Genomic DNA, 22,591 nt, shown 5'->3' with positions numbered 1-22,591 from the left:
GCTCGTTCGTCCATTGATTGCAGGCAACCGCAGAGTTGCCCTCATCTGCCTGATAGAGGAACTACCTCATGACCCGGATCGCTACGCCCATCAGCGCCATCAAAGAACATTACGACGTGATCGTCATCGGCTCCGGCTATGGCGGCGGCATTGCCGCGTCGCGCCTGTCCCGAGCGGGGAAAAAGGTCTGCCTGCTGGAACGTGGCCGGGAAATCCAGCCCGGCGAATATCCCAACACCATGATCGCGGCCACTGAAGAGTTGCAGGTGCATGACCCGGACGGGCATATCGGTTCACGCACCGGATTGTTCGACCTGCACGTCAACGCGCAGCAAAACGTGGTGGTCGGTTGCGGCTTGGGCGGCACCTCGCTGATCAATGCCAACGTCGCGCTGGAACCGGAGCCGGGCGTGTTCGACGATCCGCGCTGGCCGCTGGAGGTGCGCGAGCACCGCGACACCCTGCTCAAGGACGGCTACGCCCGCGCCCGGGAAATGCTCAAACCCAATCCATACCCGAGCACTGCGCCAAATCTGCCGAAACTCGATGCCAACAAAAAATCCGCGGACTTCCTCAAGCAAGGCGCGCATTTCTACAAGCCGCCGATCAACGTGACCTTCGACAAACTGCCGAACAACCTCAACCACGTCGGCGTCGAGCAACTGCCGTGCAACCAGTGCGGCGACTGCGTTTCGGGCTGTAACAACAAGGCCAAGAACACCACGCTGATGAATTACCTGCCGGACGCCAGCAACCATGGCGCGGAGATTTTCTGTCAGGCCCAGGTGCGCCATCTGGAGCGCGACGGTAACGGCTGGATCGTGCACTTTCAGTATCTGGACAGCGGCCGCGAGAAATTCGATGCGCCGACGTTGTTCGTCAAAGCCGACATTGTTGTGGTGTCGGCCGGCACCCTCGGCTCCACGGAAATTCTCCTGCGCTCGCGGGACAAAGGCCTGGCGATGTCGGCTCAGCTCGGCGAGAACATGAGCGGCAACGGTGACATCCTCGGCTTCGGCCACAACTGCGAACAGACCATCAACGGCATCGGTTTCGGCGCACACCCGGCCAAGGAACTGCACCCGGTCGGCCCGTGCATCACCTCGGTGATCGACATGCGCACCGAAGGCGACTGGCGCAGTCGCATGGTGATTGAAGAAGGCTCGATCCCCGGCGCGCTCGGTCGGCCAATGGTGCCGGCGATGGCCGGTTTTGCCGAGATGATCGGCGAGCCGACCGACACTAGTTTCAGCGCCAAAGTGAAGTACAAGGCGCGCGAAGCCGAGAGCTTTTTGCGCGGTCCGTATTACGGTGCGCTGCACAACCTGCAGACCTATCTGATCATGAGCCACGACAGTGGCAACGGCCGGATGCTGCTCGACAGCAAGGATCAGCTGCGCATCGACTGGCCGGGCGTCGGCGAGCAGGAAAACGTCAAACTCGGCAACCAGCGTTTGCACCAGAGCACCGAGGCGTTGGGCGGGATCTGGGTGGAAAATCCGATCTGGACCAAATTGCTCAAGCACAGCATCGTTTCGGTGCATCCGCTCGGTGGATGCGTGATGGGCGCGGACGCCGGGCAAGGCGTGGTCAATCACAAGGGCCAGGTGTTCAGCGGCGCCAGCGGCACCGATGTGTACGCCAATCTATATGTAACCGACGGCGCGGTGATCCCGACGTCGCTGGCAGTCAATCCGCTGCTGACGATCTCCGCCGTCAGCGAGCGCAACATGGCTTTGCTCGCCGCTGACCGTGGCTGGGAAATCGATTACACCTTGCCATCGGCGCCGCGCAAACCGGCAGTGCCGCCGACCCTTGGAGTGCAGTTCACCGAGACCATGAAAGGCTATTTCTCCGAGGCATTCACAGGCGCGCAGAGCACCGATCTTAAAGTCTATGAAGCCGCCGCCAAACGTGGCGAAGCAGACAATTCGCCAATCGACTTCACCCTGACCATCACCGCCAGCGATCTCAACCGCATGATCAAGGAGCCGGAACACGCCGCAACCATCGTCGGCACGGTCATCGCTCCGGCGTTGTCGCCAGAGCCGCTGACCGCCAGCAACGGCGTGTTCAATCTGTTCGAACAATTCGAGGAGCAAGTCGATACGCGCCACATGAAGTACGACATGAAGCTGACCGCCGAGGATGGCAGCGACTACTTTTTCAGCGCGTTCAAAACCGTGCCGGAAGACAACGGCGTGCTGAACATCTGGCACGACACCAGCACCCTCTACGTAACGCTGTATCGCGGTTCGGACAAGTCCGGTGAAGTGATTGGCTCGGGGGTGATGCACATCAAACCGACCGATTTCGCCAAACAGATGACCACCATGAAAGTGCTCAACGCGCGCAATGAGCGTGAGCGTATCGAAGGGCTGGCGCGGTTCGGCAAGTTCTTTGCCGGGATTCTCTGGGAAAGTTACGGCGGGGTATTTGCCGGGGATATCTACTTCAACCCCGACGCACCGCCACGCTTGAAACGGCCACTGGATGCGCCGACGCCGCAAGTGCATTTTTTCCCCACCGAGGACGGCGTCGAGCTGCGGCTGACCCGCTATCAGGCCGGCAGCAAAGGCCCGGTGATGCTGGTGCATGGGCTGGGCGTGGGTTCGAATATCTTCTCTACCGACACCATTCAGACCAACCTGCTGGAATACCTGTGCAAGCACGACTACGACGTCTGGCTGCTGGATTTCCGGGTGAGCATTCTGTTGCCGGCGAGCAAGAAGGAATGCAATGGCGACCAGATCGCTCAGTACGACTTCAAGGCAGCCATCGCGCAGATTCAGCAACAGACGCAGGCCAAAGACGTGCAGTGCGTGGTGCATTGCTACGGCGCGACGACGTTTTTCATGTCGCTGCTGGCCGGCCTGCAAGGTGTGCGTTCGGTGGTGTGTTCGCAGATTGCCGCCGACACGGTGGTGGCGACTGCGACCGGGCTAAAGGCCGGATTGCACCTGCCGGGCATGCTCGATGCGATTGGCGTGAAGTCGATGACCGCTTACGCCGACAGCAAGGAAAACTGGTTCAACAAGCTCTACGACAAGGCCCTCAACGGCTACGCGCGAATCGAGGCGCAGGGCTATTGCACCAACCCGGTGTGCCACCGCATCACCTTCATGTACGCCTCGCTGTACCGCCACGACACCCTGAATGAAACCCTGCACGACAACCTGCACGAGTTGTTCGGCGAGTCGAACATTCAGACTTTCGAGCACCTGGCGCTGATCGTGCGCAAAGGCCATTTGGTGGATTTCAAAGGGCAGGATGTGTACATGCCGCACTTCGAGCGGTTGAGCATGCCGATCTGCTTTATCAGCGGCGCCGATAACCAGTGCTATCTGCCGGAAAGCACGCTGAAGACTTACCAGCGCGTCTGCGATGTCCATGGACCGGAGCGCTACATCCGGCATGTGGTGCCGGGCTACGGGCATATCGACTGCATGTTCGGCAAGAACGCAGTGGTCGACGTGTATCCGATCATCCTTGAACACCTGGAGAAAACGGCCCTCGGCTGATCTCGGACCGAGTCGACTGCATCGCTGGCAAGCCAGCTCCCACATTGGATGGTGCCAGGCACAAATCCTGTGAACACCTCTAGACCTGTGGGAGCTGGCTTGCCAGCGATAGCAATCTTTCAGTCGCTACATCTCTAAGGACAAGGACGATATGGACAGCTACATCCGCTGGTTTCAACGCTTCATCTGGATCGGCATCGCCATGAATATGGTGTTCGCGATTCCTGCGCTGTTCGCGCCGGGGTTGCTCACATCGGTGGTCGGCCTGCCGCCGCAACTCTCCGATCCGTGGCTGGAAAACGCCGGGATGCTGCTGGTAGGCATCAGCGTGTTGTACATGCCGTCAGGCTTAAACGCGCCGCGCTATGTGGTGCATTCCTGGCTGTGTGTGCTGACGCGGTTGATCGCCGTGGCGTTCTGGATCTATCTGATCAACACCAGCAATCAGGGCTCGGTATTCGTGCCGATGTTGATGGGTGATCTGAGCTTTTTCCTGATCCTCGGCATCCTCCTGTACCTGGGCAACACACCGGCCAATCGGCCCGTGGCGCTGCTGTGTGACGGCTGGCGTGAATGGCGCGCCGGTTGGGCGCGGCGCTGGCAGAGCCATGCGTTCAAGGTTGGCACTCTGGTCGTGGTTCTGTTGCTGGGCTTCATCGGCTACCAGACCTGGTATCAGATGCTGCGCGTGGTGCCGGAACAGCAATACGCCTCCGACGAAGACCACTACAAATACGCCGCCATCGGTCTCGGTATCGAGGCGCGAATCCCGTATTACCTGTTCGCTGTGCTGCCGCAGATGTGCCCGGAAAAAATGCCCAAACCCGGTGGCTGGGAAGTCTTCGGCTTCCTGTTCGAGAATGGCAAGGACCTGCCAATCGGCATGGCCAAGCGACAGATCGGTTACCCCTCGGTCGAGCCGAACTGCGCGTTGTGCCACACCGGTTCCTATCGTGCGAATGCCAGCGACGTCGCGGTGAATGTCGCCAGTGCACCGGCCAACACCCTGCAACTGCAAGCCTTCCAGTGGTTCGCCTACGATTGCGCCAGCGATCCGAAATTCACCACTGACGCACTCATGACCGCGATCAATGCCAAATTCCAGTTGGGCTTTTTCGAGCGCCTCTACAACCGCTACCTGATCATGCCGATGGCGAAAAGTGCGCTGCTCAAACAGAAGCAAGCCTACGCCTGGCAGAAGCTGCGCCCACAACAGGGCCCGGGGCGTACCGACACCTTCAACCCGACGAAAATGGTGGTGTTCGGCTTCCCGGATGACTCGACCATCGGCACCGTCGATCTGCCGCAAGTGTGGAACCAGAAACCCCGCGAATCGATGTACCTGCACTGGGACGGCAATAACAACAAGATCCACGAACGCAATTACGCCGCCGCGATGGCCGTCGGTGCAACGTCGGAATCAGTGCTGCCGCCGAGCTTCAACCGTGTGACCAACTGGCTGCTTGGGCGCAAACCGCCGGCGTGGCCGTGGGCGCTGGATCAAGCCAAAGTCGCGCAGGGCAAACCGATCTGGGAAAGCAACTGCGCCGGTTGTCACGACTTCGGCCGTGCCGACACCGGACAAGTGACCACTAACATCGATCAGTTGGGCACCGATCCGCATCGGCTCAACTCATTCACTACCGGGCTGGTCGCCGCGTTCCACAGCTTCAAGAAGCCACCGTTCGACTTCGGCGCGTATCGCAAAACCCAGAGCTACAGCAACACACCCACCGACGGTATCTGGCTGCGCGCGCCGTACCTGCACAACGGCTCGGTGCCGACCCTGTGGGACTTGCTGCAAACACCGGACAAACGCCCGCAGGCGTTCATCACCGGTTCGGACATCTACGACCCGGTCAACGTCGGTTTCGTCAGCAGCGGCGCCCAGGCGAAAGCCTCGGCCGACTTCCACTACGACACGCGCCAAGAGGGTAACCACAACAGCGGTCACCTGTACGGTACGCAACTGTCGGACATCGACAAGCGCGCACTGATCGAATTCATGAAAACCCTGTGAACCCTTACGGATAGAGGAATGCGCCATGTCACTGGTCAGTCATTGGGAACACGAATACGACAAGGTCAAATTGCGTCTGCACGGCTTGTTCACGCGCATGGAAATGGCCTGGATGAAGCTCATCAGCGAACTCGAACCGGAGGAGTTCAAGGCGATCATCAGTTTGCTGCAGCGCGGTCACGATCAGGCTCACTACGTGCTCAAACATGGCGAGTTGCCCGACGACGAGCCGAGCGTGCCGTGGGAACTGGCCCACGGCTTGTCGATCCTGCGCATCGGCAATGCCACGCCGTTGCCGCAATCTACCGCCGAGTTGCAAACCCGCGTGCTCAAGGACGGCAGTCTGCTCGGCTGTCGCAAGTGGGAGTTGCTTGATCTGCTGTGGAGTGAAGCGCTGCTGAAGTGGATCGAAAACCTGCGTCATCACGCGACCTTTGGCACCGATCCGGCGCTGGTGAAAATGGATCGCGAAGTGACGCTGGCGATCGCCGGAGATTGGGGCACCGGCCCATTCGACAGCCACGCGCCAGCGGTCTCGGTGGCCAATCAGATGCAACTGGCCCAGGCCGATTTCACCGTGCATCTGGGGGATGTGTATTACGCCGGCAGCCATTCCCAGGAAGACGTGGACATGGCCGGTTGGCCGAGGGGCACCCATGGCTCGTTCACCCTCAATTCCAACCACGAGATGTACAGCGGCGCCCACGGCTATTTCAAGGAATTGGCCAAGCGTTTTCCGGGGCAACAGGGCACCAGTTACTTTGCGTTGTACAACGATGACTGGCTGGTGGTCGGACTGGATTCGGCCTATGCCTCTGACGCCTTGAATCTGTACATGGATGGCACGCTGAACGAACCGCAGATCGAGTGGATGAAGGGGTTGCCGAAGCGCAAAAAAATCATGGTGCTCAGCCACCATCAGGGCTTCGACATTTCCGGGCACAACAAGACTGCGCTGTATCAACCAGTGTGCGATGCGCTGGGGCGTGAGCCGGATTATTGGTATTGGGGGCATTTGCATAACGGCATTGTTTACGCGCAGCAGGGCGGACTGCAGGCACGCTGTGCCGGGCATGGGGCGATTCCCTACGGCAACGCCAGTGAACTGGACGGGCATTTGCGGGTGTTGTGGTCGGAGACGCAAAGTGCGCAGGACCCGGCGTATCCGGATCGGGTGTTGAATGGGTATGTGAAAGTTCGGCTGGTCGGAGAAAATATCATTGAGGAGTTTATCGCCGAGAACGGAGAAGTTCGTTGGCGATCTAACTAATGTGTTTAACCCAAGTGCGCCGATCAAGGCGCACTTTTTATTGTTCAAATTGATAACAATATTCTGAAGTGTATTTTCGATATACGTCTTGTTTGATTTTTCGGTTAATAAGTTGCCAGCGGTAATTCGATTGCTGGAACTTGTATCATGGAAGATTGAATGATGTACGCGATCAAAAATACTGCATTAGCGCTGGGGCTGTTGAGTGCTCAGCTTACTTCTTTGTCGTTGTCCGCGGCTGAAACAGCTCCGGGCATCAATAACTTCAAAAAACCGTTTAACGAATACTCGTGGGTGACGGCGCACAACGGTTATCTGGATGACATGCGTACTCAGCTCAACCGGGGCGTTCGTGGTTTCATGCTGGACTTGCACCCCGGTACTTCGGGCGGCGAGGCGGATGCTTATCTGTGCCATACCCCTAAAGACCCGGGTGCTTGCAATATCGGTACTAATACCAAGTTTGCCGATGCGTTGAACAATGTGTTTCTGCCGTTCCTGCGCAGTAATCCCAACGCCGTGGTGACACTGTTGCTGGAGACTCGCGTGGAGAAGGCCAGCATGACTCGCGCGATCAGCCAGGTGCCTGGGTTAGCTGACTGGGTATTCGACCCGGCGGCCTATAGCAATTCGGCGTCCTGGCCGACGCTGGAACAAATCATCGGCAGTGGCAAGCGCCTGGTGATCCTTACCGACAGGCACGACGGCGTGTATCCGGTCAATGGCAAGAGCGTCAATGTACTGCTCGATAACAAATGGGAAAGCCAGAACTACTGGGATTTGGGCATTACTTCGCTCAAGCATGAATGGAGCTGCCCGTCGCGCTGGACGAATTACTATCCGACTGTAGATGCAGTCGGATTCAAAAATTGGCCGCGACTGTTTGTGATGAATCAATTTCACGCATGGGGGGCAACCGCAGCGCACGCGGGTACTACGGATAACAATCTGACGTGGCTGGAACGGCGAGTGGACAACCACTGTGCGAGCGCATTAGGCAAACGCACTGCACCAAGCTTTATGACGATTGATTTCAATCAGACGGGGGACGCCTTTCCCTACGCTGCTGCCCTGACTCAGGGTGGCTTCTACTTCTATGAAAAAAGCCATGTGGACCAGACAGGTGACACTGTCTGCGTGGTTCCGGCGGGCCAGGATCTTGACTTCAGCTTGCCGGGGCGGGGCTGTGAAAGAGATGAATCGCGTTCTCTGCAACTGCGTGGAGTTGCCAAGGGTACGCGCCTCAGCCTGTACGACTCGCCCGGTGGCAGCGCCAGTGATGACTACACTTTTGTCGATGTAAAACGCGACATTGGTATTAACGAGTCAGTAAAACTTGGCAGCTTCGAGGCCAACTTTGAAAATGCCGATATCAAGGTCACACATATTCACAATAACGGTCTGGATGGAAAGGTTTCGCGTATCTCGGTGGGGAAAACACCAGCGCCGGGAGACTTTCGCGATGCGAGTGTTGTGCTTTATGAAGGTAATTCGGCCACCCAGAATATTATTTGCACCGTGACGCTGGCTAATACTCACACGTTCAATTTTGGCGGCAGCTGTAAAAATGATGACGCGCGCTCCGCGAAAATCGTAAAGGCCAAGGCCGGCACCAGTTTTATGGTGTACGGCAATAAGAATGTGAATGAAAACCAGGGTTATGCCCGGATAGACGTTTTAAGTGACATCACCACCCCTGTGATAGTGGCCAGCTTCGAACGCAACCACAACGGTGGTGCTTACCGCATCATTCGTGGTGGCCCGAGCAGCCAGTTGGATGGCAAGGTTTCCAGCATGCGAGTCATGGCGCCGTAAGGCATGGAAATGCAAAACCCGCAGCGTCAAATGACGTCTGCGGGTTTTTTTGCCCTGTGGGTCGGTTCAGCCCTGAACAGGAACGCCTTTCAGGTAGGGCGCAGGCTCTGCCCCAAGATTGCTCAGCAACCGCTCGCTGTACCAGTCGACGAAATTCACCACGCCAAATTCATAGGTCTTCGAGTACGGCCCCGGCTGGTAGGCGGTGGAGTTGATGCCGCGCTGGTTTTCTTCGGCCAGACGGCGGTCCTGATCGTTGGTGGCGTCCCACACCTGGCGCATGCGTTCGACGTCGTAATCCACACCTTCGACCGCGTCCTTGTGCACGATCCATTTGGTGGTGACCATGGTTTCCTGCGCACTGATCGGCCACACGGTGAAGACGATGATGTGATCGCCCATGCAGTGGTTCCACGAGTGCGGCAGATGCAGGATGCGCATCGAACCGAGGTCCGGGTTCTTGATCCGCCCCATCAGTTTGGCGCAACCCTGTTTGCCGTCGAGGGTCATCGACACGGTGCCCTTGAGCAGCGGCATGCGCACGATGCGGTTGCGCAGGCCGAAACTGGCGTGGGCGTAAGGGATCTTCTCGGCTTCCCAGGAAGCGGCAGAGGCGGCGACGTGATCCTTGAACGCCTGATCAGCGCGCGGGTCGGTGACGTCGTCCCATTCGAGCAGGGTCTTGAGCAATTCCGGGTGCGACGCGTTGCAGTGGTAGCACTCGCGGTTGTTTTCCAGCACCAGTTTCCAGTTGGCCTTTTCCATCAAGGTGGTGGTGATCGCCACCTTGGTGTTCTCCATGTCGTACGGTTCCATGTAGTGGTTCAGCGTCGACAGGAAGTCATCGATGGCCGGTGGATTCTCCGCCAGGCTGATGAAGATGTAGCCGCCGGCGGTCTTCACGTTCACCGGTTTCAGGCCGTATTGCTTCATGTCAAAGTCGGCGCCCATTTCGGTGCCGGCGAACAGCAGGCGACCGTCCAGCTCATACGTCCACTGGTGGTAATGGCAGACCAGTTTGGCGACCTTGCCTTTCTCGCTGGTGCACAGGCGCGAGCCACGGTGGCGGCAGACGTTGTGGAACGCATGCACCACGCCCTCGGCGCCGCGAATCACGATGATCGGATTCTTGCCGATCTGCAGCGTCAGGTAGTTGCCTTTGGCCGGGATCTCGCAGGTCATGCCGGCGATCAGCCATTCCTTCTGAAAGATCTCCTGCATGTCGATATCGAACAGGCGCTCGTCACTGTAGAACGGCTGCGGCAGCGAAAAGGTGCGCTCACGCTCTTGCAGCATCTGTGCGGTGGCCTTGCGTGCGGGTTCCAGCGGATCGCCCAGGCTGATTTTTGCGGTGTCCATCGATGTGATCCTCAAGGCCATTCTGTGTGGCCGGCGAAAGTGGCTGATCAGAGCTGCAACGCAAGGTGTAAAGAATCTGTTTTGTCTGGAGCCGAGTGTGGGGCCGGCGCGGGCGCGAACCTTATCCATGGGCGACATGATGCAATCTGTTCCCGACGCGCAACCCCCGGTGGCTGGGGGCTGGTCGCGATAAGTATGTCAATGTCGCGGATAGGTAAACGGGCCGTCTGCGCTATACGCAGAATCGCCACATGAAGGCCGACAGTCGGCCGTGGAGAACAGCATGTCCAACAGCTTCCTGAATCCGGTCACCACACAGACCTGGGCCAATGGCCGACACATCGTCCGTTGCGTCAAAGTCATCCAGGAAACCTGGGACGTGCGCACCTTCTGTTTCATGGCCGATCAGCCGATTCTGTTCTTCTTCAAACCGGGGCAGTTCGTCACCCTCGAGCTGGAAATCGAAGGCCAGCCGATCATGCGTTCCTACACTATTTCCAGTTCACCGTCGGTGCCGTACAGCTTTTCGGTCACCATCAAACGCGTGCCGGGCGGTAAGGTGTCCAACTGGCTGCACGACACGCTGCATGAAGGCCAGGAGCTGGCGGTGCACGGGCCGGTCGGCTTGTTCAACGCGATGGACTTTCCGAGTCCGAAAGTCCTCTACCTGAGCGGTGGTGTGGGCATCACCCCGTGCATGTCGATGGCGCGCTGGTTCTACGACACCAACGCGAACGTCGACATGACCTTTGTCCACAGCGCGCGCTCACCGAAAGACATCATTTACCACCGCGAGCTGGAGCACATGGCGTCGCGGATCGACAACTTCAGCCTGCATTTGATTTGCGAGAAGCACGGTTTGGGCGAGCCATGGGCCGGTTATCGCGGTTATCTGAATCACAAGATGCTCGAACTGATGGTGCCGGATTTCCTTGAACGTGAAGTGTTCTGCTGCGGGCCGACGCCTTACATGACAGCGGTCAAGCGTCTGCTGGAAAACGCCGGCTATGACATGAAGCGTTATCACGAGGAATCCTTCGGCGCGACACCGCCAGAGGCGCGTGCCGATGCGGTGGAGCAGGCGGAGCAGGCTGCTGACGCACCCGAAGTACCGACGGCGGATCTGCACTTGGTCGAGTTCACCTCTTCAGACAAGAGCATTCGGGTGGCACCGGGTGAGACGGTGCATGCGGCGGCTGCGAAAGTTGGGTTAATGATTCCCAAGGCTTGCGGGATGGGGATTTGCGGGACGTGCAAGGTGCTCAAGCTTGGGGGCGAGGTGGAGATGGAGCATAACGGCGGGATTACTGAGGATGATGAGGCTGAGGGGTACATTCTTTCTTGCTGCAGTGTGCCGAAAGGGGATGTCCGTATCGATTTTTAAGTCTGCGTCGCATTTTCAAAAAGCCCCTCACCCTAGCCCTCTCCCGGAGGGAGAGGGGACTGACCGAGGTGTTCTGGTGAGCTACATCGACCTGAGCTATCGCGTCGAACTCAGGACTTGAAAGGCACATGAATCGGCCCCCTCTCCCTCGGGAGAGGGCTGGGGTGAGGGGTGGATCTCACTGACACACTGATCAGTCGACAAACAAATCCGCCATCAACTTCGCATCGCTCCCCGCTTCAAATCGATAGTGCTCAAATTCCGTCACACCGCTCTCGCGCAAAATCTCCTCATCAATCAACAACCGCCCGGTAATCCCACGCCCGGTGCTATTCAAAATCACATAAGCCGCATCCGCCATAATCTCCGGCGTGCGCGCATGCTTGAACGACTCTCTGCTCCCCAGCTGAAACTCGATCGCTGACGTGGCAATCATGGTCTGCGGCCACAGCGAATTCACGCTGATTCCGTAATTGGCGAACTCTTCACTCATCCCCAGCGTCAGCATGCTCATGCCGTACTTGGTCACCGTATAAGGGCTGTACTGCGCAAACCATTTGCTCGCCAGATTCAGCGGCGGGGACAGGTTGAGAATGTGCCCGGCAGATTTTTTCAGGTAGGGCAGGGCGGCTTGACTGCACAGCAACACCGCGCGGGTGTTGATCTGGTGCATCAGGTCAAAGCGCTTGAGTTCGATGTGCTGCACACCCGTCAGTTTGATCGCCCCGGCATTGTTCACCAGTGCATCGATCGCGCCGAAATGTTCGTTGGCTTGCGCCAGCGCCTTTCGCACTGCGTCTTCATCGCGTACATCGAGTTGCAGCGCCAGGGCTTTGCCGCCAGCGACTTCGACTTCTGCAGCCACGCTGTGAATGGTGCCGGGCAACTTGGGGTGCGGCTCGGCACTTTTGGCCGCTATCACGATATTCGCGCCGTCCCTGGCGGCACGCAGCGCAATCTCACGGCCGATGCCACGGCTGGCGCCGGTGATGAACAGGGTTTTGCCTTTTAGCGACATGCCGATGCTCCTGCTTATTGTTCTGTGAGCGGAGGGCTCGACAGACAATGTAGACCAAGAGACTGACGCGGCAGGAATGGCTGTGTTTTTGTGGCGAGGGGATTTTGTGGCGAGGGGATTTATCCCCGTTGGGCTGCGAAGCGGCCCCAAATCCAGAGAACGCGGTTTTGTCAGGAAATACCGCGTTCTCTGGTTTTACGACGGCTTCGCCGCCGAACGGGGATAAATCCCCTCGCCACAGGGGATCAGCGTTAGGCGGACATGACTTCGCGGATATCACGCGCCAGTTCGCGTACGCGTTCTTCTTCGGTGTCCCACGAGCACATGAAGCGCGCGCCGCCCTTGCCGATGAAGGTGTAGAAGCGCCAGCCGCGTGCGGTCAGGGCGGCGATGGCCGGTTCCGAGAGTTGCAGGAACACGCCGTTGGCCTGTACCGGGAACATCAGTTCGACGCCCGGAATGTCGCTGACCAGTTCGGCCAGCAATTGCGCGCAGTGGTTGGCGTGGCGCGCGTATTTGAGCCAGGCGTCGTTTTCGAGGATGCCAACCCACGGTGCCGACAGAAAGCGCATCTTCGACGCCAGTTGCCCGGCCTGTTTGCAGCGGTAATCGAAGTCTTCCGCCAGTTTATGGTTGAAGAACAGAATCGCCTCACCGACCGCCATGCCGTTTTTCGTGCCGCCGAAGCACAGCACGTCGACACCGGCCTTCCACGTCAGATCGGCAGGCGAGCAGCCGAGGAAGGCGCAGGCGTTGGAGAAGCGTGCGCCGTCCATGTGCAGGTTCAGGCCCAGCTCTTTGCAGGTGGCGCTGATGGCGCGGATTTCTTCAGGGGTGTAGACGCTGCCGACTTCGGTGGCCTGGGTCAGGGTCACCACGCGCGGTTTCGGGTAGTGAATGTCCTGGCGCTTGAGCGCGACTTCGCGGATCGAGGCCGGGGTGATCTTGCCGTTTTCAGTGCCGGCGATCAGCAGTTTGGAGCCGTTGGAGAAGAATTCCGGCGCGCCGCATTCGTCGGTTTCGACGTGGGCGGTTTCCGAGCAGATCACGCTGTGGTAACTCTGGCACAGCGACGACAGGGCCAGCGAGTTGGCGGCGGTGCCGTTGAAGGCGAAGAACACTTCGCAGTCGGTATCGAACAGTTTGCGGAAATCATCCGAGGCGCGTGCGGTCCATTCATCGTCGCCATAAGCGCGTTGGTGGCCGTGGTTGGCCTGTTCCATGGCGGCCCAGGCTTCCGGGCAGATACCCGAATAGTTGTCGCTGGCGAATTGTTGGCTCTTGTCGGTCATGGCCGGCTTCCGTGATCGAGGCGCTTGTGGCGCTTCGTTTGGTCAATGATGGTGCGCACTTTACCGAAGATCATCCGGGGAGCACACGGGATGTCGCTGACAGAACATTACAGGGACGCGAGGCGATTATGCACCTGAGCCAACGCGACGGCGCGCTCGATCTGCTCAAGTGGCTGGCGCTGTTGAGCATGCTGCTCGATCACCTGCGATATGTCGGGATCAGCGCCGATTGGCTGTTTGTGCCGGGGCGTCTGGCGTTTCCGTGGTTTTGTCTGGCGATGGCGGCGAATCTGGCCCGGGCCGGCGCGCGGAAAACTGAATGGCGGTATCTGGGCTGGTTACTGGTGTTCAGTGCGCTCAGCGAGATTCCTTACCGGTTGTACATTCCTGATCCCGACACGTTGAACGTCATGCCGACGCTGGCGCTGGGCTTGCTCGTGGCGCGCGGGTGGCAGGATCCGTCGCTGGTAGCACGCCTGCTGGCGGTGGGCGCATTGCTGTTGGCGGCGCTGTTCCCGGAGCGACTGATGTTCGGCTTCTTCGGTGTGCTGCTGCCGTTGGCGATGCTGCTGGTGTTCCACAAGCGCTGGTATTTCAGCCTGCTGCCGGGGCTGATCTGTCTGGCGGCAAATCAATGGCAAGTGCTGTTCGAATCGGCGCAGTTCGGCAGTAACGTTGCAATCCTCGGCCTCGGCGCATGCTTGTTTGCGCCACTGCTCGGAATGTTCCTGTTGCGACATGCCACGTCCGTGCACCCGCCAGCCATGCGCCGCTGGGCGTACGCGCTGTATCCCGCGCATTTCCTGATCCTGCTCGCAGTACGCCAGGCTTTCACATAACCCTGTGGGAGCTGGCTTGCCAGCGATAGCGGTGGGTCAGCCGCCATCAATGCTGGATGTGCCACCGCCATCGCTGGCAAGCCAGCTCCCACAGGGTTCTCCGGTGTTTTCAAGGTCGAGTCTGGCAAGCCCATTTGCGCCCATGTCGTAAACGCACCTTTGCGTGGCGTCCGTAGGCATTTGAACTCCCTGCGCCGGTCATACCATCGCATCAAAGGGCACTGCCGCCAGGCAAGGGCCTCACTGATACGAATGGCGCACCGCCGCCGCTGGGAGAGACGCGATGTTCAGCAAGCAAGACCAGATCCAGGGCTACGACGATGCACTGCTGGCGGCGATGAATGCCGAGGAGCAACGTCAGGAAGATCACATCGAGCTGATCGCGTCGGAGAACTACACCAGCAAACGCGTGATGCAAGCGCAAGGTAGCGGCCTGACCAACAAATACGCCGAAGGCTATCCGGGCAAGCGCTACTACGGCGGCTGCGAGCACGTCGACAAGGTTGAAGCGCTGGCCATCGAACGCGCCAAGCAACTGTTCGGCGCCGATTACGCCAACGTCCAGCCGCACTCCGGTTCTTCCGCCAACAGTGCCGTGTACCTGGCGCTGATCCAGCCGGGCGACACCATTCTGGGCATGAGCCTGGCTCACGGCGGTCACCTGACCCACGGCGCCAAAGTGTCGTCCTCGGGCAAGCTCTACAACGCCGTGCAGTACGGCATCGACACCAAAACCGGGCTGATCGATTACGACGAAGTCGAGCGTCTCGCCGTCGAGTGCCAGCCGAAAATGATCGTCGCCGGTTTCTCGGCTTATTCCAAGACTCTGGATTTCCCGCGCTTCCGCCAGATCGCTGACAAGGTCGGGGCGCTGCTGTTCGTCGACATGGCCCATGTCGCCGGTCTGGTCGCCGCGGGTCTGTATCCGAATCCGCTGCCGTACGCCGACGTGGTTACTACCACTACGCACAAAACCCTGCGCGGCCCGCGTGGTGGTTTGATCCTGGCCAAGTCCAACGAAGAGATTGAAAAGAAACTCAACTCCGCCGTGTTCCCCGGCGCCCAGGGCGGTCCGCTGATGCATGTGATCGCCGGTAAAGCCGTGTGCTTCAAGGAAGCGCTGGAGCCGGGCTTCAAGGCGTATCAGCAACAAGTGATCGACAACGCTCAGGCGATGGCGAGCGTGTTTATCAAACGTGGCTACGATGTAGTGTCCGGCGGCACCGATAACCACCTGTTCCTGGTCAGCCTGATCCGTCAGGGCCTGACCGGCAAAGACGCCGATGCCGCCCTCGGTCGTGCGCACATCACCGTGAACAAGAACGCCGTACCGAACGATCCGCAGTCGCCGTTCGTGACCTCCGGCTTGCGCATTGGCACCCCGGCGGTGACCACGCGTGGCTTCAAGGTGACCCAGTGCGTGACGCTGGCCGGCTGGATCTGCGACATCCTCGACAACCTCGGTGATGCCGACGTCGAAGCGAATGTTGCCCAGCAGGTTTCGGCCCTGTGCGCTGACTTCCCGGTTTATCGCTGAGCGTTCTGGAGTACATGACTATGCAACGCTATTCAGGCTTCGGCCTCTTCAAACATTCGCTCAGCCATCACGAGAACTGGCAGAAAATGTGGCGCACGCCGACCCCGAAAAAGGTCTACGACGTGGTCATCGTCGGCGGCGGCGGGCACGGTCTCGCCACGGCTTACTACCTGGCGAAAGAACACGGCATCACCAACGTGGCGGTGGTCGAGAAAGGCTGGTTGGGCGGCGGTAACACCGCGCGCAATACCACCATCGTGCGCTCCAACTATCTGTGGGACGAGTCGGCGCATCTGTACGAACACGCGATGAAACTCTGGGAAGGCCTGTCGCAGGACCTGAACTACAACGTGATGTTCTCCCAGCGTGGCGTCTATAACCTGTGCCACACCTTGCAGGACATTCGTGATTCCGAGCGTCGGGTCAGCGCCAACCGCCTCAACGGTGTCGATGGCGAACTGCTCAACACTGAGCAAGTGGCCAACGAAATTCCGTACCTCGATTGCTCGAAAAATACTCGCTACCCGGTACTCGGTGCGACCGTGCAGCGTCGCGGCGGCGTGGCTCGTCACGATGCCGTGGCCTGGGGCTTCGCGCGTGCCGCTGATGCGCTCGGCGTGGATTTGATCCAGCAGACCGAAGTGATCGGTTTCCGCAAGGAAAACGGTGTGTGCATCGGCGTAGAAACCAACAAGGGTTTCATCGGCGCCAAGCGCGTCGGCGTAGTGACGGCGGGTAACTCCGGACACATGGCCAAACTCGCCGGTTTCCGTCTGCCGATCGAATCCCACCCGCTGCAAGCGCTGGTGTCCGAGCCGATCAAACCGATCATTGACAGCGTGATCATGTCCAACGCCGTGCACGGTTACATCAGCCAGTCGGACAAGGGCGACCTGGTGATCGGCGCCGGTATCGACGGCTACAACGGCTATGGCCAGCGTGGTTCGTACCCGGTGATCGAACACACGATTCAAGCAATCGTCGAGATGTTCCCGGTGTTGTCCCGTGTACGCATGAACCGGCAGTGGGGCGGCATCGTCGACACCACCCCGGACGCCTGCCCGATCATCTCCAAGACCCCGGTACCGAACATGTTCTTCAATTGCGGTTGGGGCACCGGTGGCTTCAAGGCCACACCTGGCTCGGGCAACGTGTTTGCCGCGAGCCTGGCCAAGGGTGAAATGCACCCGTTGGCCGCACCTTTCTCCATCGACCGTTTCCACAACGGTGCGTTGATCGACGAACACGGCGCTGCTGCCGTCGCCCACTAACCGTCGACCTGATAAAGAGGAGAAACCCCATGTTGCATATCTTCTGTCCTCACTGCGGCGAACTGCGCTCCGAAGAGGAATTCCATGCATCCGGCCAGGCGCACATTCCGCGTCCACTGGATCCGAACGCCTGCTCTGATGAGGAGTGGGGCGACTACATGTTCTTTCGCGATAACCCGCGCGGTCTGCACCACGAGTTGTGGGATCACGTCGCCGGTTGCCGCCAGTATTTCAACGTCACCCGCGACACCGTGACCTACGAGATTCTCGAAACCTACAAGATCGGCAGCAAGCCGCAATTCACCGACAAGGCTGACGCTGCGAAAACAGCCACGACGGCGCTGGGAGAGAAGGTATGAGCCAGACCAATCGCCTGTCCAACGGTGGACGGATCGACCGCAATAAAGTGCTGAGCTTTACCTTCAACGGCCAGACCTACAAAGGCTTCGAAGGCGATTCGCTGGCCGCTGCATTGTTGGCCAACGGCGTCGACATTATTGGCCGCAGCTTCAAGTATTCGCGTCCACGCGGGATCTTCGCAGCCGGTGCCGAAGAGCCGAACGCGGTGCTGCAGATCGGCGCCACCGAGGCCACGCAGATTCCCAACGTGCGCGCCACGCAACAGGCGTTGTATCAGGGCTTGGTCGCCACCAGCACCAACGGCTGGCCGAGCGTCAACAACGACATGATGGGGATTCTCGGCAAAGTCGGCGGCAAGCTGATGCCGCCGGGTTTCTACTACAAAACCTTCATGTACCCGCAATCGTTCTGGATGACTTACGAGAAGTACATCCGCAAGGCCGCAGGTTTAGGCCGTTCGCCGACCGAGAACGATCCGGACACTTACGACTACATGAACCAGCACTGCGACGTGCTGATCGTTGGCGGTGGCCCGGCCGGTCTGGCGGCTGCTCTGGCGGCTGCGCGCAGCGGTGCTCGCGTGATCCTCGCTGATGAACAGGAAGAGTTCGGCGGCAGCCTGCTTGATTCCCGCGAAAGCCTCGACGGCAAGCCTGCGGTGGAATGGGTCGCCAGCGTCATCGCCGAATTGAAGGACACCCCTGACGTGCTGCTGTTGCCACGCGCCACGGTCAACGGTTACCACGACCACAACTTCCTGACCATTCACGAGCGTCTCACCGATCACCTCGGTGACCGTGCGCCAATCGGCCAGGTGCGGCAGCGCATCCACCGGGTTCGCGCCAAGCGTGTGGTGCTGGCGACGGGTGCGTGCGAGCGTCCGCTGGTCTACGGCAACAACGATGTGCCGGGCAACATGCTCGCGGGTGCGGTTTCGACTTACGTGCGCCGCTACGGCGTGGCACCGGGCAAAAAGCTTGTCTTGAGCACCAACAACGACCACGCCTACCGCGTCGCTCTCGATTGGCTCGACGCCAGCCTGCAAGTGGTGGCGATTGCCGATGCCCGCAGCAATCCGCGCGGCGCGCTGGTGGAAGAAGCGCGCGCCAAAGGCATTCGCATCCTCACCGGCAGCGCTGTGATCGAAGCGCGTGGCACCAAACGTGTCACCGCTGCGCGCATCGCCGCGATCGATGTCAAAGCACACAAAGTCACCAGCCCCGGTGAATGGCTCGACTGCGATCTGGTCGCCAGCTCTGGCGGTTACAGCCCGATAGTTCACCTGGCTTCGCACTTGGGCGGCAAGCCGACCTGGCGCGAAGACATCCTCGGTTTCGTACCGGGCGAAGCACCGCAGAAACGCGTGTGTGTCGGTGGCATCAACGGCGTTTACGGCCTCGGCGATTCGCTGGCCGATGGTTTTGAAGGTGGCGCGCGTGCGGCCAGCGAAGCCGGTTTCAGCGTCGTCGAAGGCACCTTGCCTAAAGCGCTGAGCCGTCACGAAGAACCGACGCTGGCGCTGTTCCAGGTGCCGCACGAAAAAGGCACGACACGCGGGCCGAAGCAATTTGTCGATCTGCAGAACGACGTCACGGCCGCTGGCATCGAACTGGCGACCCGCGAAGGTTTTGAGTCGGTCGAGCACGTCAAACGCTACACCGCGCTGGGCTTCGGTACCGATCAGGGCAAGCTCGGCAACGTCAACGGTCTGGCCATCGCCGCGCGTTCGCTGAACGTGACCATCCCGCAGATGGGCACCACCATGTTCCGCCCGAACTACACGCCAGTGACGTTCGGCGCGATAGCTGGCCGGCATTGCGGGCACATCTTCGAACCGGTGCGTTACACCGCGCTGCATCAATGGCACCTGAAAAACGGCGCCGAGTTTGAGGACGTCGGCCAGTGGAAACGTCCGTGGTACTTCCCGAAAAACGGTGAAGATCTGCATGCCGCCGTCAAACGCGAATGCCAGGCCGTGCGCGACAGTGTTGGCCTGCTGGATGCTTCGACTCTCGGCAAGATCGATATTCAAGGCCCGGATGCCCGCGAGTTCCTCAATCGCGTGTACACCAACGCCTGGACCAAACTCGACGTGGGCAAGGCGCGCTACGGTTTGATGTGCAAAGAAGACGGCATGGTCTTCGACGACGGTGTCACGGCGTGTCTGGCCGACAACCACTTCGTCATGACCACTACCACTGGCGGCGCCGCTCGCGTCTTGCAATGGCTGGAGCTGTACCACCAGACCGAATGGCCGGACATGAAGGTGTACTTCACCTCCGTTACCGACCACTGGGCGACCATGACCTTGTCCGGGCCGAACAGCCGCAAGCTGCTCAGCGCCGTGACCGACATTGATCTGAGCAACGAAGCGTTCCCGTTCATGACCTGGAAAGAAGGTCTGGTCGGTGGCGTGCCGGCGCGGGTGTTCCGCATCTCGTTTACCGGTGAGCTGTCGTACGAAGTCAACGTGCAGGCCGACTACGCCATGGGCGTGCTGGAGAAAATTGTCGAGGCCGGCAAGCAGTACAACCTGACGCCGTACGGCACCGAGACCATGCACGTGCTGCGGGCCGAGAAGGGTTTCATCATCGTTGGCCAGGACACCGACGGCTCGATGACCCCGGACGACCTGAACATGGGTTGGTGCGTCGGTCGTACCAAACCGTTCTCGTGGATCGGCCAGCGCGGCATGAATCGCGAAGATTGTGTGCGTGAGCAGCGCAAGCAGTTGGTCGGCCTGAAGCCGATCGATCCGACCAAGTGGCTGCCGGAAGGTGCGCAGTTGGTGTTCAACACCAAGCAGGCGATCCCGATGACCATGGTCGGCCACGTGACCTCCAGCTACGCGCACAACTCCCTCGGTTATTCGTTTGCCATGGGCGTGGTCAAGGGTGGTCTGAAGCGCATTGGTGAGCGGGTGTTTGCACCACTGGCGGATGGCAGCGTTATCGAGGCGGAAATCGTTTCTTCGGTGTTCTTCGATCCGAAAGGTGATCGGCAGAATATTTGATGGCCTCGAGTCCTGTGGGTGGGCTGCCAATCGCTAGCAGGCTAGCTCCCACAGGAACCAACAGAATTCAGGAAGGTGTTTTATGACCACAGCCAACGTTTACCAACAACGCCCGTCCACCGGGGCCAAGGCCGAGTCGTCGCTGCATCACGCCGACCTCGCCAGCCTGGTCGGCAAGGGCCGCAAGACCGCTGGCGTGACCGTGCGTGAGAAGAAACTGCTCGGCCATCTGACCATCCGTGGTGATGGTCATGACGCTGCATTTGCTGCCGGCGTGCACAAGGCGCTGGGCATCGAATTGCCCGGCGCCCTGAGCGTGATCGTCAAAGGTGAAAGCAGTCTGCAATGGATGGGCCCGGATGAGTGGCTGCTGATCGTGCCGAGCGGTGAGGAATTCGCCGCTGAACAGAAACTGCGTGAAGCGCTGGGTGATCTGCACATCGCCATCGTCAACGTCAGCGGCGGCCAGCAACTGCTCGAACTGAGCGGGCCGAACGTGCGTCAGGTGCTGATGAAATCCACCAGTTATGACGTGCATCCAAACAGTTTTCCGGTCGGAAAGGCTGTCGGAACGGTGTTTGCCAAGTCGCAGTTGATGATTCGCCATACGGCTGAGGACACTTGGGAATTGCTGATTCGCCGCAGTTTCTCGGATTACTGGTGGTTGTGGTTGCAGGATGCTTCGGCTGAATTTGGGCTTAGTGTTCAGGCTTGAGATTTTTCCCCCTCACCCCAACCCTCCCGAAACGTCGGACCGCCCCCAAGGGGGCGAGGGGGAAGGGAGCTGATCTCGGCTGGTTTCCGGGCCTGAGTTCGACTCGGTATCTCACGTCGGCGTAACTCGACAGAACACCTCGGTCAGTCCCCTCTCCCTCTGGGAGAGGGCTAGGGTGAGGGAAAAACCTGACACCCCGCACAAAGAACAGGAGTCATCGCACCATGAGCCGCGCCCCAGACACATGGATTCTGACCGCCGACTGCCCCAGCGTCCTCGGCACCGTGGACGCGGTAACGCGTTTTCTGTTCGAGCAGGGTTGCTACGTCACCGAGCACCACTCGTTCGATGACCGCCTCTCGGGGCGTTTCTTCATCCGTGTGGAGTTCCGTCAGCCTGATGGTTTCGACGAACAATCCTTCCGCGCCGGCCTCGCCGAGCGCGGCCAGGCGTTCGGCATGATCTTCGAGCTGACCGCGCCGAACTACCGGCCGAAAGTGGTGATCATGGTGTCCAAGGCCGATCATTGTCTCAACGACTTGCTCTACCGCCAGCGCATCGGTCAGTTGTCGATGGACGTGGCAGCGGTGGTGTCGAATCATCCGGATCTCAAGCCGCTGGCCGACTGGCACCAGATTCCGTATCACCATTTCCCCCTCGACCCGAATGACAAACCGGCGCAGGAGCGCAAGGTCTGGCAGGTGATCGAAGAGTCCGGCGCGGAGCTGGTGATTCTCGCCCGTTATATGCAAGTGCTGTCGCCAGAGCTGTGCCGCAAGCTCGACGGCAAGGCGATCAACATTCATCACTCGCTGCTTCCGGGTTTCAAGGGCGCCAAGCCATATCACCAGGCCTACAACAAGGGCGTGAAACTGGTCGGCGCCACCGCGCATTACATCAACAACGACCTCGATGAAGGGCCGATCATTGCCCAAGGCGTGGAGGCGGTGGATCACAGTCACTATCCCGAGGATTTGATTGCCAAGGGGCGGGATATCGAGGGCCTGACTTTGGCGCGTGCCGTGGGATATCACATCGAACGAAGAGTGTTTCTCAACGCCAACAGAACCGTCGTTCTTTAGGCCGCTATCGCTGGCAAGTCGAATCGTCGCACCGCAGCTCCCACAGGGATTTGTGTCGTTCACAAAATTTGAATCCAACCCGAATCCTGTGGGAG

Annotated in this window: 15 protein-coding genes; 12 read left to right on the top strand and 3 right to left on the bottom strand. The window is 59.4% G+C overall.

Going from position 1 to position 22,591, the window contains the following annotated elements:
* Positions 1-68: 68 nt before the first annotated feature.
* The 4 genes from ACP7BN_RS19460 (at position 69) to ACP7BN_RS19445 (ending at position 8,626) form a co-directional block, all read left to right on the top strand.
* Complete coding sequence (locus ACP7BN_RS19460) at positions 69-3,521, top strand: GMC family oxidoreductase N-terminal domain-containing protein (RefSeq protein ID WP_426205695.1); 3,453 nt, start codon at positions 69-71, stop codon at positions 3,519-3,521.
* A gap of 151 nt (positions 3,522-3,672) precedes the next feature.
* Positions 3,673-5,541, top strand: coding sequence for a hypothetical protein (locus ACP7BN_RS19455; RefSeq protein WP_426205694.1), 1,869 nt, complete (start codon positions 3,673-3,675; stop codon positions 5,539-5,541).
* 25 nt (positions 5,542-5,566) lie between these two features.
* The gene (locus ACP7BN_RS19450; RefSeq protein WP_426205693.1) at positions 5,567-6,811 is read left to right on the top strand and encodes a metallophosphoesterase family protein; all 1,245 of its coding nucleotides are present in this window, start codon (positions 5,567-5,569) and stop codon (positions 6,809-6,811) included.
* A 159-nt stretch (positions 6,812-6,970) separates the two neighbouring features.
* Positions 6,971-8,626, top strand: a complete 1,656-nt coding sequence (locus tag ACP7BN_RS19445) for a hypothetical protein (protein WP_426205692.1) — start codon at positions 6,971-6,973, stop codon at positions 8,624-8,626.
* Between the two features lie 66 nt (positions 8,627-8,692).
* Here the strand turns inward: ACP7BN_RS19445 and gbcA are convergent, their stop codons facing one another.
* Positions 8,693-9,985, bottom strand: a complete 1,293-nt coding sequence (gbcA, locus tag ACP7BN_RS19440; protein ID WP_426205691.1) for a glycine-betaine demethylase subunit GbcA — start codon at positions 9,983-9,985, stop codon at positions 8,693-8,695.
* Positions 9,986-10,268: 283 nt separating this feature from the next.
* Between gbcA and gbcB the strand changes: the two genes are divergently transcribed.
* Positions 10,269-11,369 carry a glycine-betaine demethylase subunit GbcB gene (gbcB, locus tag ACP7BN_RS19435; RefSeq protein ID WP_426205690.1) on the top strand — a complete coding sequence of 367 codons (1,101 nt, stop codon included), beginning with the start codon at positions 10,269-10,271 and terminating at the stop codon, positions 11,367-11,369.
* Positions 11,370-11,562: 193 nt separating this feature from the next.
* On the opposite strand, the gene ACP7BN_RS19430 is transcribed toward gbcB, so the two are convergent.
* Together ACP7BN_RS19430 and ACP7BN_RS19425 are read right to left on the bottom strand one after the other, a co-directional pair.
* On the bottom strand, positions 11,563-12,387 hold the full coding sequence (locus tag ACP7BN_RS19430) for an SDR family oxidoreductase (protein ID WP_426205689.1): 825 nt from the start codon (positions 12,385-12,387) through the stop codon (positions 11,563-11,565).
* A 251-nt stretch (positions 12,388-12,638) separates the two neighbouring features.
* Positions 12,639-13,679 (bottom strand): low specificity L-threonine aldolase, encoded by a 1,041-nt coding sequence (locus ACP7BN_RS19425; protein WP_420647272.1) that lies wholly within the window; start codon positions 13,677-13,679, stop codon positions 12,639-12,641.
* A 128-nt stretch (positions 13,680-13,807) separates the two neighbouring features.
* On the opposite strand from ACP7BN_RS19425, the gene ACP7BN_RS19420 reads away from it, so the two are divergent.
* The 7 genes from ACP7BN_RS19420 (at position 13,808) to purU (ending at position 22,496) form a co-directional block, all read left to right on the top strand.
* Positions 13,808-14,518 carry a TraX family protein gene (locus ACP7BN_RS19420; RefSeq protein WP_426205688.1) on the top strand — a complete coding sequence of 237 codons (711 nt, stop codon included), beginning with the start codon at positions 13,808-13,810 and terminating at the stop codon, positions 14,516-14,518.
* 283 nt (positions 14,519-14,801) lie between these two features.
* Positions 14,802-16,055, top strand: a complete 1,254-nt coding sequence (gene glyA, locus ACP7BN_RS19415; RefSeq protein ID WP_420647270.1) for a serine hydroxymethyltransferase — start codon at positions 14,802-14,804, stop codon at positions 16,053-16,055.
* Between the two features lie 20 nt (positions 16,056-16,075).
* The gene (locus tag ACP7BN_RS19410) at positions 16,076-17,326 is read left to right on the top strand and encodes a sarcosine oxidase subunit beta (protein ID WP_047303829.1); all 1,251 of its coding nucleotides are present in this window, start codon (positions 16,076-16,078) and stop codon (positions 17,324-17,326) included.
* 29 nt (positions 17,327-17,355) lie between these two features.
* Positions 17,356-17,685 (top strand): sarcosine oxidase subunit delta, encoded by a 330-nt coding sequence (locus ACP7BN_RS19405; protein ID WP_420647269.1) that lies wholly within the window; start codon positions 17,356-17,358, stop codon positions 17,683-17,685.
* On the top strand, positions 17,682-20,699 hold the full coding sequence (locus ACP7BN_RS19400) for a sarcosine oxidase subunit alpha (RefSeq protein WP_426205687.1): 3,018 nt from the start codon (positions 17,682-17,684) through the stop codon (positions 20,697-20,699). The genes ACP7BN_RS19405 and ACP7BN_RS19400 overlap by 4 nt, the downstream gene beginning before the upstream one ends.
* Positions 20,700-20,781: 82 nt before the next feature.
* On the top strand, positions 20,782-21,414 hold the full coding sequence (locus ACP7BN_RS19395; RefSeq protein ID WP_426205686.1) for a sarcosine oxidase subunit gamma: 633 nt from the start codon (positions 20,782-20,784) through the stop codon (positions 21,412-21,414).
* Between the two features lie 224 nt (positions 21,415-21,638).
* Positions 21,639-22,496 (top strand): formyltetrahydrofolate deformylase, encoded by an 858-nt coding sequence (gene purU / locus ACP7BN_RS19390; RefSeq protein WP_420647266.1) that lies wholly within the window; start codon positions 21,639-21,641, stop codon positions 22,494-22,496.
* Positions 22,497-22,591: the final 95 nt, after the last annotated feature.

It is taken from the genome of Pseudomonas sp. TWP3-1, from assembly GCF_049896625.1.
Lineage (GTDB): Bacteria > Pseudomonadota > Gammaproteobacteria > Pseudomonadales > Pseudomonadaceae > Aquipseudomonas.
Note: the sequence above shows the minus strand (reverse complement) of the source record. Positions and strands in the feature narration are given on the sequence as shown.